Genomic DNA, 13,981 nt, shown 5'->3' on the forward strand with positions numbered 1-13,981 from the left:
ATGACAAGCGCCTACCGCCACCGCCGGTGCAGCCACAGCCACTGCTCGGGATGTTCGCGCACCCAGCCTTCGACGACGCTCGTGATCGCCTGCATCGTGCCCTGGATGTCGATCTTGCCGTCGGCGTCGCGCACCGGGGGAATCTCTTCGGTCAGCTCGGCGCGGAAGCGGAAGTTTGGCAGGCGGATGACGCGCACGCCGTGGATCGGGCACTCGACCTGGCGGAGCAGGCGCGCCAGTGTCGGGTTGGCGCGGGTCTTGCGGCCGAAAAAGGTGACCTCGACGCCGCCGGTCAGATATTGGTCGATCAGCATGGCGACGTGCTTGCCGTCCTTGAGCGCCTGTCCGAGCCGCAAGGGCGCGTCGCGGCCCGCCGGGATCAGCGTGCCCATGTTGACCTGGCGCATCTCCTGGATGATGCGGTCGGCGGAGGCGATGTTCGGCCGGCGGTAGAGGATCGCCGCATCGAGCCCGTGCGCGGGCGCGGCGAGCGCGGGCAATTCCCAATTGGCCAGGTGCGCGGCGAAGATCAGCGCCGGCTTGCCGTCGTCACGGATCTGGTCGTACAGCTCGATTGTGCGCGGCGACAACTCGATCCGGCTGCGTTCCGGATGCGCGCGATCGTAATCCCAGACATGGTCGATATGGGCGAACTCGGCACCGACGCGGCCGAGATTGTCCCACACGCCCATCAGGATCTGCTCGATCTCCTCGGGCGACTTCTCGGGAAACGCCGCGGTGAGATTGGCGCGGCCGATGCGATGCTCGCGCAGGCGCGGGCCGACCAGCTTGGTGACGCGCGCGAAGAAGTCCGAGGTCTTGACCGGGTCGAAATAGCGCGTGGTGCGCAGCATGCCGACGGTGGCGGCGCCAATCAGGCCTCCGGCGATCGATTTGGCTGCATTGCGCGCGCGAATCTTCGTGCTGATGGGAATCAGCGCCATGCTGCGTTGGTCAGGCCGGTTCGCGGGTCAGGATCAGCGATGCGTTCTGGCCGCCGAAGCCGAACGAGTTCGACATCACCGCGGTGACGCGGGCATCGCGCGCCTTGTTGCCGACCACGTTGAACAGGATGGTGGGATCCGGCGTCTCGTAATTGATGGTCGGCGGAATGCGCTGATGCTCGAGCGTCAGCAGCGAGAAGATCGCCTCGACCGCGCCGGCCGCCGAGATGGTGTGGCCGACCATCGACTTGTTGGAGGTGACCGGAATCTTCTGCGCGAGATCGCCGAACACGGCCGAGGTCGTGTTGAACTCCATCTTGTCGTTCTCGGGCGTCGCGGTGCCGTGCGCGTTGATGTGGTCGATCTGGTCGGGCGTCATGCCGGCATCGGCCAGGGTCTTGTTCATGCAGCCGATGATCGGCTTGCCGTCGGGCGAGGAGCGGGTGCGATGGAAGGAATCGGTGAGCTCGCCGCAGCCGGCGATCACGCCGAGAATCTTTGCTCCACGCGCGAGAGCTGCTTCGTAGCTCTCCAGCACCAGCGCGCCGGCGCCTTCGGCCATGACAAAACCGTCGCGGTTCTTGGAGAAGGGGCGGGAGGCCGCCTGCGGCGGATCGTTCTGGGTCGACAGAGCCGACAGCAGCGAGAAGCGCACCAGCGCTTCCGGATTCACGGTGCCGTCGGTGGCGACGCACAGCGCCGCATCGGTCTCGCCGCGGCGGATCGCCTCGACGCCGAGCTGGATCGAGGTCGCGCCGGATGCGCAGGCCGTCGACAGCGAGATCGGCGAGCCCTTGGTGCCGAAGGTCTCGGCGAGGTGGGCTGCGACCGAGCCGAACATGAAGCGATGATGATAGGCGCTGAACTTGCCGCCGCCGGAGATGCGCAAGAGATCGTCGTAAGTGAAGTCGGGCGCGCCCACGGTGCGGCCGAGCTCGCGGCGCTGCGGCCACTCCACTTCGACCGGTGCAACCGCGAGGAAGAGCGGACCCGGGAAATCGCCCTTGGCGCCGATGCCGGCCTGCTCGAGGGCTTCCTCCGTGACGAGCTCGGCCATCCGCTCGGACAGGCCGGTCGAGGAGAACGGATCGACGCTGACGAAATCGACCGTGCCGGCCATCGTGGTCTTCAGGCCGTCGACCGGAAAGCGCGTGATGGTGCGGATGCCGGATTCGCCTGCAACGAGCTTCGACCAATTGTCGGCCTTGCCGGCACCGAGCGAGGTCATGATGCCCATGCCGGTGACGACGACGACGGGACGCCCGAGTTTGTCGCGTGGTGCAGTCATGTCGATCGTCCCCCGATGAAGCTAGTCAACCGCCTCGACCAGCGCCATGCCTTCGCCGCGCCAGTGTCCGGCTCCCACCACGACAATCTGGGTGGGCGCCCCCTGCATTTCAATCTCGGTCCCGGTCGAATCGTTCGGCGGGAACAGCGCCCCACGCGAGATCGAGAGCGCGGCGAGCGCAATCCCGAGCGGGAACTGCGTTTCCATGGTGTGCCCGAACATCGTACCGGTCGCGCGTACCGGGAAGTCGGTGTGCTTCTTCAGGAAGTCGCGCTCCTCCGAGGTCGCCGGCTCTGCGCCTGATGCGCCCGAGATGATCGCGCCCTTGCCCGCGCGCTTCGGCAGCTTGTCCCAGAGCTTCTCCAGCGTCGCTTCCATGTCGCCGGACTGCTTGCGGCGGGCCAGATCGGTCACCACGCTCGACAGCTTTGCGTAAGGCTTGGCGCCGCGCGCTTCCGCGTGCGCTTTCGATTCCAGCACAAGGAAGGCGCCGGCCGAGCCGAGCGCGAAGCCGGGATGGTCCTTGCGCGCCCAGACCGGAGCGAACTTGTCCTTTAGGTTGAAGTCGCCGAATTCATAGAGGACCAACAGGTCCTTGCGCTCGCCATTATGCGAGCCACCGACCAGCGCAATGTCGCTCTCGCCCGAGGCGATGCGCGACAGCGCGATGCGCAGCGCATCGGCGCCCGCAACCTCTTCGCCCATGAAGGTGCGGGAGGTGCCGCCGAGACCGTTGACGATGGCGATATTGCCGGCGAGCAGATTGGAGAGCTGGGCCAGAAACAACGTCGGCCGGAGATCGCTCATCAGCCGCTCGTTGAGGAAGCCGGGGGCATTGGCGCCCCTGGCTTCGGCGTTCAGTACGCCGGTGTCGACGTTGAGGTCGCGCTCGCCGCCGCCGGCAGCCACCACCATGTCGATCTTCGACAGGATATCCTTGTTGCCCTTGATGCCGGCCGAGTCGAGCGCGAGGCCCGCGGCATAGACGCCGATGCGCTGCCAGGCTTCCATCTGGCGCTGGTCACCCTTCTTCGGGATCTGGCTGTCGAAGGAGACGGGCAGCAGCGGGTGCACGATGAAGGGCGCAAAGCCGGTCTCGTCGACATTGATGCGCTTTTCCTGGAGCGCGGCCCAGTTGGCGTCGAGCCCTTCGCCAAGCGAGGTGGCAAGACCAATACCGGTGATCCAGACTTCGGTCTGGCCCGGCTTCGAAACGGTGTCAGTCATGGCGAAACGGCCTGTTGCGGAAAGCCGACGCGGGTTGCGACCGCGTCCATGTATCCGCGCATATCCGAATTGGGGAAGGGGATCAGCGTAAAAGTGAGGCTCGAGTTCGCGCGGAGCTTGCCGCCAACCCGGAGCTTCGCCTCGGTCATCGCGTAGCCCGAGCCCTCATGGGCGACGCTCGCCTCGAGCGTCATGAGGTCGCCCGGAAACACCGAGCCGCGGACCTTGGCTTCCTTCACGGCAGCGAGAATCGGCATGCGCTCGAACTTGAGCACACCAAGCAGGAGAAAGCCCGAGGCCTGTGCCATCGATTCGATCAGCAGCACGCCGGGCATCAGGGGATAGCCCGGGAAGTGCCCCTCGAAGACGGTGCTCTCCTTGGGGACCTGGGCCTCGACGACGATCGTCTTCTCGTCGACCTTGAGGTCGACGATGCGATCGATCATGTGGAAGTATTCGAGTTGCATGACCGCCCGATCAGGCGCTCGCGCCCTTGGCGGCAACCAGCTCGTCGATGCGCGCGCACAGGTTCTTCAGCACGAAATACTGCTCGGTGGTCGCCTTGCCGTCGTTGACTTCCTGGGTCCACTTTTCCAGCGGCAGCTTGATGCCGAACTGCTTGTCGATCGCGAACGCGATGTCCAGGAAATCGAGGCTGTCGATGCCGAGGTCATCGATGGCATGGCTATCCGGCGTGATCGTGTCGCGCGGGATGTCGCAGGTTTCAGCGATGATCGTAGCGACCTGATCGAATGTGGAGGACATCACTAAGCCTTTGATATATTGCTGATATTTGTCAGGTTCCCAGAGCGGCACGGTGGGTGGGCATCGCGCCCCTGATGACGCCCTCAAACCCCCCTCTGGACGGGTCGAGAGCCCGTATATCGGAGCGCCGCCCCGAGTTCAATGGAGCCGGACGGGGTGGGGGACAGGGCTGGGGATGCTGCCCCATCCCCGTACTGGCGTTCTGTGGTCGCACCGTCATGGCCGGGCTTGTCCCGGCCATCCACGCCTTGTCAGCTGCCCAAAACACGTGGATGCCCGGGCCTTCGCCGCGCCGAAGCGGCTTCAGCCGCGCAGGCGGGACCAGCCCGGGCACGACGACGTCCCCGGCCGGGCCTAGATGTGCGGTGTCGTGATCCTGACGCAGTCCCGGCGGCCCATCAGCACGCAATCCTGTGTGCGGCGCAGATCGGCGATGCTGACCGCGAGCCAGATCCCGATCGCAGTCAGGGCGATGGTAAAGGCGAGCGCGGCGACGTTGGCGAGCATGCGATGCCGGTAATCGTCGGGCTCGGCGCGGGGCTGCTGGTAGCGCGACAGGTCGAGCGGCTCGGGCGCCGCTGCATGCAGCTTCTGGACGACGCCGCTGCCCCGACGGATCACCGGAGCGGGCGTCGTGCGCGGCCTGAACTGGAGCACCTGGTGCTCGTCGTCCGAGGTTATGGGCCGCTGGGATTTCATGGGGCGGGGATCACTCCGAAGCAGCGATTTTTAGATAGCACAGGCGACTTCGTGGGTGCAGAAAATCTTCTCAACGCGCACGTGCATTGCGCGTTGGAATGATCTTCCTGGACAGAAGCGTCATCACCGGCCCCGGTTGTCATCCCGGCATCAGGAACCTCTGGGTTGCGCTGCAACACTGCGGGTCCGGGTCGCGCTTGGTGTCTCCCGAACGCATGTTGCCGCCGCAAGGCCCATGGCATAATCGGGAACCCGAACGACAGCTTGCAACCAGATGAGAGGCCCTCGATCATGACGACCAACGCGCGCGAGCCGAGAGTGCACCCGGTACCGATCCTGTCGCTTCGGCCGACGCAGATGACGGTCGGCATGCGCGAGGTCAAGGAGAAGCGCAAGCGCTGGCGCGAGCACGGCAAGAACAAGCAGTCCGACCTGCTTGGCACCCACATGATCCCCGTCGTCGCCGGCCCTGACGGACGCTACTACGTCATCGACCATCACCATCTCGGCCGCGCGCTCCACGACGAGGGCATCAAGCAGGTGCTGGTCACTGTCGTCGGCGACCTTCGCATGGTCGAGAAAGAAGCGTTCTGGGGCGTGATGGACAACAAGCGCTGGGTCTACCCTTATGACTCCAAGGGCGAGCGCCGGTCATTCCGCGATCTGCCGAAATCGGTCGCCGATCTCAAGGACGATCCGTTCCGCAGCCTCGCCGGCGAACTCCGCCGCATGGGCGGCTTCGCCAAGGACACTACGCCGTTCTCCGAATTTCTATGGGCCGACTTCCTGCGCCGCAAGTTGTCGCGCAAGGCGGTGGACGCCAATTTCGACAAGGCGCTCGAGAAGGCGCTGGCTGCGGCCAAGAGCAAGGATGCAATCTACCTGCCCGGCTGGTGCGGGCCGGCATCGGACGATTGAGGCGCGCAACGCTTCCATCAGTCGCGCTGGAAGATCTTGGCGCCAGGGTAGGCGCGCCTGGCGTATGTCACGACCAGCGCGCGGTCCTGGGTCTCCAGAAAGGGGGTACGGATTCGACACGACCCGACGATGAGGTGCCACAGACCATTGAGCTTTTGAATCACGATCTTCATGTGAGTTTCCTCGAAGGCGCGGCACGCAAGCAGGGTGTGCCTGTCGCTCTGTCCTTGCGATATCCGATCGCGCTCGCGGGCTGGAAATTCCCGCCACTCCTCGCGCTCGCTGCAAGACAACGGCGATACTCATCAGTTGGTGATGGCATGCGGCCCGACGAGGCCGACCTCATCACAGCCGCTTGAACGCAATCATTTTCCGCGCTGACGAAACCGTCCTGAAACAGAGCCGCTCCACTTAATCATGGTAGTCGAGCTCACAAGGGAGGCTCACATGCGCCGTCTGGTTTTCGCAATTGGCTTGGCCGTGGTTGCTTCAGCAGGAATCTCGGCGTCGTTCGCGGCGGTCCACCAGGCCAGGACTTTGACGTTCGAGGAGCGCTTCGCACCTGCGCTCCCGCTGATGGTAAAGCACTAGCGATCCAGCCGCCCGGCCCGCCTATTTCGGACCTTGTGGGTCGGGGGAGGAGAGCAAACGCTCCATCGCCGCGGCGGCCTCGCCGTCGCGTGCCTTTTGCAGCAGTGCGTGACGCTCGGCGCCGACCGGAAGATTGTTGGCCGCGGCGCGGGCGTTCTGCGTGAACCTGGTCAGGCGTTCCTGAAGGGACTGGGCCGGTCGCGTACGATTGCGCTTCTTCATGATGAATTGCCCTTTCGAGCGCCAAGCCAACCACGCGCCACCAAGCCGCGTCCTTAACTTTTGTTGGAACCGTGCGAGGCGATCGCGGGTTTTGTCCCGGCGGGCGCTGCGGCGCCTTGAGTTCCTTCTCCACGACGGGAGCCAGAGAAAGTGCCCAGCGACGCGATCCGCGCGGCGCTCATCGAGCGACTGCGCGTTTCTTCCGCAATTGCGGAGGAGGATATCAAGGAGGTCGAAGCCCTTCCGATCTCGGTGCGGCAGTTTCCGGCCGAGACGGCGGTGGTGCGCGATGGCGAGCGTGCGACCGACTGCTGCCTGATCGTGGACGGATTTTGCGCGCGCTCCAAGACCCTCGCGAATGGCAAGCGGCAGATCCTTTCGCTGCATATTCCCGGCGAGATCCCTGATCTCATGAGCTTGTTTCTGCACGTGATGGACCATGATCTATCGACGCTGACGCCGGCGACGCTCGGTTTCATCAGTCATGAGGCGCTGCAAAAATTGCATCGGCGCAGCCCGCGCGTGGCCGAGATGTTCTGGCGCGACACGCTGATCGACTCCGCGATGTTTCGCGAATGGATCGTCAATGTCGGCCAACGTCCCGCACCGGCACGGCTCGCCCATGTCATGATCGAGCTGCGCGAGCGCCTCAGGATGATCGGGCGGCTGGACAGCGACAGCTTTGAAATGCCTCTGACGCAGGAGCAGATCGGCGAGGCGCTGGGCATCACCGCAGTGCACGCCAACCGGGTGATCAGACAGCTGCGCCAGGAGGGGATCGTCGAGCTCAATCGCGGCCGCGTCACCGTGCTCGACGAGCGGAAGTTTCAGGAACTAGCGGATTTCGAACCCCGTTACCTGCATCAATCGCCAACCCTCTGAGGCCCGGATGCCGCGCTTTTATTTGATATCCGCGAGGACAGCCGTCTCATCCCCGATGTGGATCCCGCTCGCGGTCGAAGAGCTGGCAGACGGCTAGTTCCGGCGTCTTGGCGCGAGACGCGAAGAAGGCGTAATTGTTCCTCCGAAGTGCAAATTTATAGGTCAATGCGCTGTAACCCAGGTTAGCGACATCGGCGCCGTCGAGGCGCAGCGTGGAAACCGGACTGGAGGTTTCCATGACACAAAAGCGCAACCGTCGTAAGCAGACCGTACCCTTCGACGATCGATTGGAGCAGGCGGCGGTAGCGGCGCGCAAGGCGGCGGTAAGCCTTCCGCTGGGTGAAGCTCGCAACATCATGTTGCAGAAGGCGCGTCAGGCGGAGATTGCACGAAGCATCAACGGATGGTTGGCCACGTCAGGCCAGCAGGGCGAATAGGAACGAAATTAACATGGGTTACTTTACCCGTCAGGAATCCCGGGACGGGGTTTGGCGATGCCCAAATTCTACTTCAACATCTGTAGCGGCGATCGGTTGAACGACCGCGACGAGCTTGGCCAGGAACTTCCGGATCGACGTGCGGCCTGGGAAGTCGCGACACGGTACGCCGGCGACTGCTTGCGCGACCTCGATGGCGATCTGCAGCCCGACGATGATTGGCGTCTGGAGGTGCAGACCGAGGACGGTGCGCGCGTCTTGCAGATATCGATCCGCGCAAGCCTCGGCTGACGGTCGCGGCCGTCTAAATCGCAGTGCAGCCATAACCTATGTTGGAGAACGCCGCGTTGTTCGGTCGTAGCGTTAACCAGGGATCCTTGCCCGGACCCCGGGATCCCTGATTGGACGGGGGGCGACATGAAGCACTGGCGTCGCGTCCAACAAGCCGAGACACTCCGAGAGACCTTGGCGAGGCTTGCCCTCGCGATGCGTAAGCGCGCCGAGGCGCTGCCAGCGGGCATCGAGCGGGACCAGCTTCTCAAGCAAGCGCGCAACGCGGACACCACGGCGCATCTGGACGATTGGGTCTCTTCGCCCGGACTTCGGCCTCCGACTTAGGAACGACGGCATCGCACCACGATTGGCGACCCGTCCCCTCCCTACCTTTGCCTTCGCTCGAACCCCTTGAGCGAGGGCCGCTCTTTCTCGAGGTTGCAGGAACTCGCGGGTAGCTTAGATCTCGCGCAACAAGGACCCCGTGATCGACGATCGCCTACGACTGCCGCTGGCTCCAATAGTCGTCGAGCGTCGGCGTTTCCATGTCGAAACGGTCGCGAATGGTGGAGCAGGTGCTGCCACCGAGCCTGGCGATGGCATCGAGTTTCGCCGGGTCGATGTGGAGGCGCTCGGCATCCACGACCTCCGCGTGGTAATGCGCGAATAGAATCTCGCCCAGGATGATCTGACGCGACTTGCCGAGTTCGAGCGTGACATGTCGGCGGCATTCGAAGGCGGCCGGCGCCTCCTTGATCCAGGGTGAGGCCACGGTCTTGCCCGGCATCGCAGTCAGGCCCGCGGCCTGAAGTTCATCCTGCTCCGGCGCGAACGGCACGGCGCAGACATGCATCGCTTCGGCGATGGCGTGCGAGACGATGTTGACGGTGAAGACCTCGGTCAGGCGGATGTTGAGACCGGTGTCCTTGAACCGCATGTCCGGATGGTTCTCGACTCCGAGCGCAAGAATCGGCGGATCGGCCGACAGGCAGTTGAAGAAGCTGAACGGCGCGGCGTTGATCTTCCCGTCGGGGTCGACCGTCGTCACCAGCGCGATCGGCCGCGGCACGACGGTGCCGATCAAGAGCTTGTATTTGTCGCGCGCGGACAGTTCGCGGAAGTCGAACGTGACGTCGCCGGGGTCGTGAGCGCTGGTATCCATCATGTCTCTCAGGTTCGAACGGTCGCCGGTGGCGGGCATCAGCGAAATCTTTCGCGGCAATTATCAGCGCGTCGGAGCAATATGCGAGCGGAAGATTTGAGCAAGGGCTGCTAAAGCGCGATCTCATCGCGCTTTAGCTCTTTGTTTGAGCATGATCTTTTCGGAAAACCGCCTCACACTTTTCCGGATCATGCTCTACGCCTGCCTGTTGTCCTCGTGCGGCTCGTCCTTGCCGCCGAGCATGCGGTGCAGGTGGCGCTCGATCCGGCGGCCGATCGTGAGCAACACGAAGGTCAGCGCCAGCGCGATCGCGACGGTCTTCCACTGTCCGGCGCCGCAGACCACGCCGAGGCAGGCGGCGAGGAAGGTGCAGGCGGCGCTGGTCAGCCCGCGAACGCGAAGCCGCTCGCTTTCATGGACGATGACGCCGGCGCCGAGAAAGCCGATGCCGGTGAGGACGCCCTGGATGACCCGGCTGGTGGCATCGACGACCTTGCCGGGCTCGGAGAGCTGTAGCGCGAGCAGCACCACGGTCGCGGTGGAGAGGCCGACGACGCCGAGCGTCTTCAGCCCGAGCGGCTTGCCCTGCAAATCGCGGTTGAGCCCGATCGCGCTGCCGGCAAGTGTGGCAACGCCGAGGCGCAGCAGGATTTCGCTCCAGTCGAGCTCGGTCATTGCTTTTCGGTCTTCGGAAGGCGGCCCATCAGGTAGAATTCGTCGTTCGGCCGCATGCCGGTGAAATTCGCCAGTCGATTGGACAGCGCGAAGAAGGCCGAGATCGCGGCGATGTCCCAGATGTCGTCGTCGCTAAAGCCGTGCGGGGCGAGGCTTGCGAAATCCTCCTCGGAGATGCGCTGCGCGTCCGCCGAGATCTTCATCGCGAAATCGAGCATCGCCTTCTGCCGCGGCGTGATGTCGGCCTTGCGATAGTTGATCGCGATCTGGTCGGCAATCAGCGGGTTCTTGGCGCGAATGCGCAGGATGGCGCCATGGGCGATCACGCAATATTGGCACTGGTTGGCGGCGGAGGTCGCCACCACGATCATCTCGCGCTCGGCCTTTGTGAGGCCGCCATCCTTTTCCATCAGCGCATCGTGATAGGCGAAGAAAGCGCGGAACTCGTCAGGCCGGTAGGCCAGCGTCAGGAAGACGTTGGGCACGAAGCCGCTCTTTTCCTGCACGGCGAGGAGGCGGGTGCGGATGTCGTCGGGCAACTTGTCGATGGCGGGTGCGGAGAAGCGTTGCGCTGCGGATTTTGTCATTGGCATGGATTCCGGCTTGGGGGCGGGAAACCATAGTCGATGCGGACCGGGGCCTCAATGTGCCAGCAGCACGCCGATCGAAGAAGCGGCGCTGGCGCCTCTTGCACCGTCATTGCGAGCCACCGGGTCCGCGCGAAGCGCGGCCCGATGACGGCTCCGCGAAGCGATCCAGACCCTCTGCGGAAAGACTCTGGATTGCTTCGCTGCGCTCGCAATGACGACGTGGATAGAGCGAGGCCTTACCGCAGCGGCTTCTTCAGCAGCGAGAAGCGGTCGGGGTCGAGGCCCAGCGAGGGCTGCAGCATCGGTGTTTCGGCCGGCGCGAGCGTCTTGGCGGGCGGCGCGGCGAACACCGGATCGTTCGGCACGTCGCGTTGCGAGGTCGCTCCGCGCCAACGCTCGAGCACGGCGCCGACGAAATGCATGTCGTGACCGGCAGAGATCGACGGCACACTCGAAATGGTGGCTTCGCCGCGCGGCAATTGATGCGGCGGCACTTCCTTGAAGCGCAGGCGCGTCGGCAGCGCGACGCCTTCGCCGAACGCCAGCACCTCGCGGGTGCCGAGCGAGGGTACGAAGGACAACAGGTTCGCGGCCGCGTCCGAGACGGCGGCGCGCAGCAGCGCCTGGTCGCGGTCGTTGGCAAGACGCATCGTGAACAGCGTGTTGCACTGGGAGATGATGGTGGCGTCGAGCTCTGCAGGGCGCTGCGTGATCAGGCCGAGATAGACGCCGTATTTGCGGCCTTCCTTGGCGATGCGCGAGACCGCCTTGCGGGTCGGCCCGAAGCCGATATTGCGGTCGGCGGAGGCGTAGCGGTGCGCCTCTTCGCAGACGAACAGCATCGGCGAGACGCCGTCGCTCCACAGGCCGAAGTCGAAGGCCATGCGGCACAGCACCGACACGACGGAATCGATGACCTCCGCCGGGAAGCCGGCCAGTTGCATCACCGTCATCGGTTTGCCGTTGGCGGGCAGGCGGAACAGATGGCTGATCACCTCGGCCATGGTGTCGCCGCCGACATTGGCGTTGTCGAACATGAAGGCGTAGCGCGGATCGTTCTTCACGGCTTCGATGCGCGAGATCAGCTTATGATAGATGATGCGCGAGGAGCGGTTTTCCAGCTTGCCCATGCGCTCGTCGATCAGCGAGACCAGATCGACCAGACGGTACGGCACCGGCGTGTCGACGGTGAAGCCGATCTGCTTCGGATCGACGCGCTTCAGGCCAAGCCGGTCGGTGTTCTGATATTGCGTGTAGATGCCCTTGGCGATCGGGATCACCTCGGCGAGGACGTCGAGTTCCTCCGGCACGCCGGCGCGGCCGCCGAACAGCACGTCGACGATTTCCTCGAAATTGAACAGCCAGAACGGCAGCTTCAGGTTTCGCGGGTTGAGCACCAGGGCGCGGTCGCCGAAGCAGCGGCCATATTCGTTGTGCACGTCGAGCAGGAAGATGCGCAGGTTCGGCCGCGCCTTCAGGATCTCGTTGAGCAGCAGCGACACGCCGGTCGATTTACCGACGCCGGTCGATCCCAGCACCGCAAAATGCTTGGACAGCATTTCCTCGATGTCGACATAGGCGATGACCGAGCGGTCCTGCTGGAGGAAGCCGACATTGATCTGGTCCGACCCGGTCGGCGCGTAGATCGTGCGCAGCTCCTGGCTGGTGATCAGGTCGACGGCATCGCCAATGGTCGGATAATTGGTGACGCCGCGCTGGAATTTGGCCTTGTCGGCGGCGTTGAGGATTTCGCCGAGCAGGTCGACCGAGGCGATCGCGACGTATTCGCCGGTGCTCGCGAGATTCTCGCAGGACACTTCGGTGATCATGGCGACGATGACCGAGCTGGCGCAGCGGATGCTGACGAAGCGGCCGACCGTGGCCCGCACCTCCGAGATCGACATCTGGCTCTGCGCCAGAAGCCCGACCCGGGCGAGCGATCCACGTACCGAAATCACGCGTCCAAAGGATGTCACGATGGATGAACCTGAAAAGTCAGACTGTTTCTGCGACTATGCGGGGGCGTCGCTGCACAAACGGTTAAACGGCAGTCGTGGGGGCTTTGTTAAATCCGCTACAATTCGACGGCTAGAGTTGTTCCGAGTGCATGCTTGCTGCCGGAAACCGCCCGAAAATGCCGGTTTTCCAGGCCCTTGAGCCTCATTCGAATTAAGGAAAATTTTACCATTCGGGCAGTCCGCCCGCCGTCGGGGGAATGACCCTCGCAGTGACGAGGCGGGGCTGCTCGTCGGCCGGCACGCACGGGTTTGTTGACGAGACCTAATCATTTGTACATTAGTACAAATGAGCCGCGCCCGCCGAGGCTTTGGAGAACACCCATGCAGCCCGAACCGATCCTCGATCTCGCTCATCTCGGCCACATGGAGCTGCTGACGCCGAAACCCGACGAGAGCCTGAAGTTCTTCGTCGACGTCATGGGCATGACCATCAGCGGGCGGAAGGGCGAGTCGGTGTACCTGCGCGGCTGGGACGATTACGAGCGCTATTCGCTCAAGCTGACGGCCTCGAAGACGTCAGGCATGGAGCATATGGCACTGCGCGCGCGCAGCCAGCAGGCACTGGAGCGCCGCGTCGCCGCGCTGAAAGGCTCCGGCTTCGACATCGGCTGGATCGACGGCGACATGGGGCAGGGACCGACGTTCCGTTGCCGCGACCCCGACGGACACATCGTCGAACTCTATTATGAGACCGAATGGTATCAGGCGCCGCCGGAGCTGAAGCCGGCGCTGAAGAATCAGGCGCAGCGCTTTCCCGCGCGCGGCGTCAATGTCCGCCGGCTCGACCATCTCAACTGCCTCGCCGTCGACATCAAGGCCAACCGCGAGTTCTTCGAGACCTATCTCGGCTGCCGGCTGACCGAGCAGATCGTGCTCAATGACGGCCGCGAGGCTGCGATGTGGCTGACCATGTCGAACAAGAGCTACGATTTCGCCTATTCGCTCGACCATTCCGGCACGCCCGGCCGCTTCCACCACGTCACCTACGCGCTCGACAGCCGCGAGGAGATTCTTCGCGCGGCTGATATCTTCCTGGAGAACGGCGTGCATATCGAGACCGGACCGCACAAGCACGCGATCCAGCAGACCTTCTTCCTCTATGTCTACGAGCCCGGCGGCAACCGCGTCGAAGTCGCCAATGCCGGCGCGCGCCTGATCCTCGCGCCGGACTGGAAGCCGATCGTATGGACGGAAGAGGAGCGCAAGAAGGGCCAGGCCTGGGGGCTGAAGACGATCGAGTCGTTCCACACCCATGGCACGCCTCCGGTGGAGATGAAGACGCGCGCTTGA

The 13,981-nt window shown here is 64.0% G+C and carries 17 protein-coding genes; 5 read left to right on the plus strand and 12 right to left on the minus strand.

What is annotated here, in order from left to right:
* Positions 1–11: 11 nt before the first annotated feature.
* The 6 genes from XH98_RS33435 to XH98_RS33460 form a co-directional block, all read right to left on the minus strand.
* The gene (locus tag XH98_RS33435) at positions 12–944 is read right to left on the minus strand and encodes a lipid A biosynthesis lauroyl acyltransferase (protein WP_271603218.1); all 933 of its coding nucleotides are present in this window, start codon (positions 942–944) and stop codon (positions 12–14) included.
* Between the two features lie 10 nt (positions 945–954).
* A complete protein-coding gene (locus XH98_RS33440) occupies positions 955–2,232 on the minus strand; it encodes a beta-ketoacyl-ACP synthase (protein WP_220001879.1) in 1,278 nt (425 codons plus the stop codon).
* Between the two features lie 21 nt (positions 2,233–2,253).
* Complete coding sequence (locus XH98_RS33445; RefSeq protein WP_057758375.1) at positions 2,254–3,459, minus strand: beta-ketoacyl-ACP synthase; 1,206 nt, start codon at positions 3,457–3,459, stop codon at positions 2,254–2,256.
* Positions 3,456–3,926 (minus strand): 3-hydroxyacyl-ACP dehydratase FabZ family protein, encoded by a 471-nt coding sequence (locus tag XH98_RS33450; RefSeq protein ID WP_220001881.1) that lies wholly within the window; start codon positions 3,924–3,926, stop codon positions 3,456–3,458. Before XH98_RS33450 ends, XH98_RS33445 begins: the two co-directional genes overlap by 4 nt.
* A 10-nt stretch (positions 3,927–3,936) precedes the next feature.
* A complete protein-coding gene (locus tag XH98_RS33455) occupies positions 3,937–4,224 on the minus strand; it encodes an acyl carrier protein (RefSeq protein WP_007592476.1) in 288 nt (95 codons plus the stop codon).
* Positions 4,225–4,578: 354 nt separating this feature from the next.
* Positions 4,579–4,923 (minus strand): hypothetical protein, encoded by a 345-nt coding sequence (locus XH98_RS33460; protein ID WP_271603215.1) that lies wholly within the window; start codon positions 4,921–4,923, stop codon positions 4,579–4,581.
* Between the two features lie 291 nt (positions 4,924–5,214).
* On the opposite strand from XH98_RS33460, the gene XH98_RS33465 reads away from it, so the two are divergent.
* Entirely contained in the window at positions 5,215–5,841 is a 627-nt protein-coding gene (locus XH98_RS33465; protein WP_057758369.1) for a ParB-like protein, read from the plus strand.
* Positions 5,842–5,858: 17 nt separating this feature from the next.
* On the opposite strand, the gene XH98_RS33470 is transcribed toward XH98_RS33465, so the two are convergent.
* Together XH98_RS33470 and XH98_RS33475 are read right to left on the minus strand one after the other, a co-directional pair.
* Positions 5,859–6,014, minus strand: coding sequence for a hypothetical protein (locus XH98_RS33470; RefSeq protein ID WP_271621115.1), 156 nt, complete (start codon positions 6,012–6,014; stop codon positions 5,859–5,861).
* Positions 6,015–6,453: 439 nt separating this feature from the next.
* Positions 6,454–6,654 carry a hypothetical protein gene (locus tag XH98_RS33475; RefSeq protein ID WP_271603214.1) on the minus strand — a complete coding sequence of 67 codons (201 nt, stop codon included), beginning with the start codon at positions 6,652–6,654 and terminating at the stop codon, positions 6,454–6,456.
* Positions 6,655–6,804: 150 nt separating this feature from the next.
* Here XH98_RS33475 and XH98_RS33480 point away from each other — a divergent pair, with 150 nt between their 5' ends.
* The 3 genes from XH98_RS33480 (at position 6,805) to XH98_RS33490 (ending at position 8,264) form a co-directional block, all read left to right on the plus strand.
* Positions 6,805–7,536 carry a Crp/Fnr family transcriptional regulator gene (locus XH98_RS33480; protein WP_271621116.1) on the plus strand — a complete coding sequence of 244 codons (732 nt, stop codon included), beginning with the start codon at positions 6,805–6,807 and terminating at the stop codon, positions 7,534–7,536.
* Between the two features lie 236 nt (positions 7,537–7,772).
* On the plus strand, positions 7,773–7,973 hold the full coding sequence (locus tag XH98_RS33485; protein WP_271603212.1) for a hypothetical protein: 201 nt from the start codon (positions 7,773–7,775) through the stop codon (positions 7,971–7,973).
* 57 nt (positions 7,974–8,030) lie between these two features.
* Positions 8,031–8,264, plus strand: coding sequence for a DUF6894 family protein (locus XH98_RS33490; protein WP_057758362.1), 234 nt, complete (start codon positions 8,031–8,033; stop codon positions 8,262–8,264).
* Between the two features lie 481 nt (positions 8,265–8,745).
* On the opposite strand, the gene XH98_RS33495 is transcribed toward XH98_RS33490, so the two are convergent.
* From XH98_RS33495 to XH98_RS33510, 4 genes are all read right to left on the minus strand, one after another.
* Positions 8,746–9,408, minus strand: a complete 663-nt coding sequence (locus tag XH98_RS33495) for a flavin reductase family protein (protein WP_271603330.1) — start codon at positions 9,406–9,408, stop codon at positions 8,746–8,748.
* Positions 9,409–9,603: 195 nt separating this feature from the next.
* On the minus strand, positions 9,604–10,083 hold the full coding sequence (locus tag XH98_RS33500) for an MgtC/SapB family protein (protein WP_271603211.1): 480 nt from the start codon (positions 10,081–10,083) through the stop codon (positions 9,604–9,606).
* On the minus strand, positions 10,080–10,670 hold the full coding sequence (locus XH98_RS33505; protein WP_271603210.1) for a peroxidase-related enzyme: 591 nt from the start codon (positions 10,668–10,670) through the stop codon (positions 10,080–10,082). The genes XH98_RS33500 and XH98_RS33505 overlap by 4 nt, the downstream gene beginning before the upstream one ends.
* 239 nt (positions 10,671–10,909) lie before the next feature.
* Positions 10,910–12,649: an ATP-binding protein gene (locus tag XH98_RS33510; protein ID WP_271621117.1), complete on the minus strand. Its 1,740-nt coding sequence runs from the start codon at positions 12,647–12,649 to the stop codon at positions 10,910–10,912.
* Between the two features lie 363 nt (positions 12,650–13,012).
* On the opposite strand from XH98_RS33510, the gene XH98_RS33515 reads away from it, so the two are divergent.
* Complete coding sequence (locus tag XH98_RS33515) at positions 13,013–13,981, plus strand: catechol 2,3-dioxygenase (RefSeq protein WP_220001893.1); 969 nt, start codon at positions 13,013–13,015, stop codon at positions 13,979–13,981.

Source organism: Bradyrhizobium sp. CCBAU 51745 (genome assembly GCF_028128715.1).
Taxonomy (GTDB): Bacteria; Pseudomonadota; Alphaproteobacteria; order Rhizobiales; family Xanthobacteraceae; genus Bradyrhizobium; species Bradyrhizobium manausense.

Coding starts and splice junctions, on each gene's coding strand:
- XH98_RS33435 (WP_271603218.1), bottom strand. CDS start 944: ATGGCGCTGATTCCCATCAGCACGAAGATTCGCGCGCGCAATGCAGCC.
- XH98_RS33440 (WP_220001879.1), bottom strand. CDS start 2,232: ATGACTGCACCACGCGACAAACTCGGGCGTCCCGTCGTCGTCGTCACC.
- XH98_RS33445 (WP_057758375.1), bottom strand. CDS start 3,459: ATGACTGACACCGTTTCGAAGCCGGGCCAGACCGAAGTCTGGATCACC.
- XH98_RS33450 (WP_220001881.1), bottom strand. CDS start 3,926: ATGCAACTCGAATACTTCCACATGATCGATCGCATCGTCGACCTCAAG.
- XH98_RS33455 (WP_007592476.1), bottom strand. CDS start 4,224: ATGTCCTCCACATTCGATCAGGTCGCTACGATCATCGCTGAAACCTGC.
- XH98_RS33460 (WP_271603215.1), bottom strand. CDS start 4,923: ATGAAATCCCAGCGGCCCATAACCTCGGACGACGAGCACCAGGTGCTC.
- XH98_RS33465 (WP_057758369.1), top strand. CDS start 5,215: ATGACGACCAACGCGCGCGAGCCGAGAGTGCACCCGGTACCGATCCTG.
- XH98_RS33470 (WP_271621115.1), bottom strand. CDS start 6,014: ATGAAGATCGTGATTCAAAAGCTCAATGGTCTGTGGCACCTCATCGTC.
- XH98_RS33475 (WP_271603214.1), bottom strand. CDS start 6,654: ATGAAGAAGCGCAATCGTACGCGACCGGCCCAGTCCCTTCAGGAACGC.
- XH98_RS33485 (WP_271603212.1), top strand. CDS start 7,773: ATGACACAAAAGCGCAACCGTCGTAAGCAGACCGTACCCTTCGACGAT.
- XH98_RS33490 (WP_057758362.1), top strand. CDS start 8,031: ATGCCCAAATTCTACTTCAACATCTGTAGCGGCGATCGGTTGAACGAC.
- XH98_RS33495 (WP_271603330.1), bottom strand. CDS start 9,408: ATGGATACCAGCGCTCACGACCCCGGCGACGTCACGTTCGACTTCCGC.
- XH98_RS33500 (WP_271603211.1), bottom strand. CDS start 10,083: ATGACCGAGCTCGACTGGAGCGAAATCCTGCTGCGCCTCGGCGTTGCC.
- XH98_RS33505 (WP_271603210.1), bottom strand. CDS start 10,670: ATGACAAAATCCGCAGCGCAACGCTTCTCCGCACCCGCCATCGACAAG.
- XH98_RS33515 (WP_220001893.1), top strand. CDS start 13,013: ATGCAGCCCGAACCGATCCTCGATCTCGCTCATCTCGGCCACATGGAG.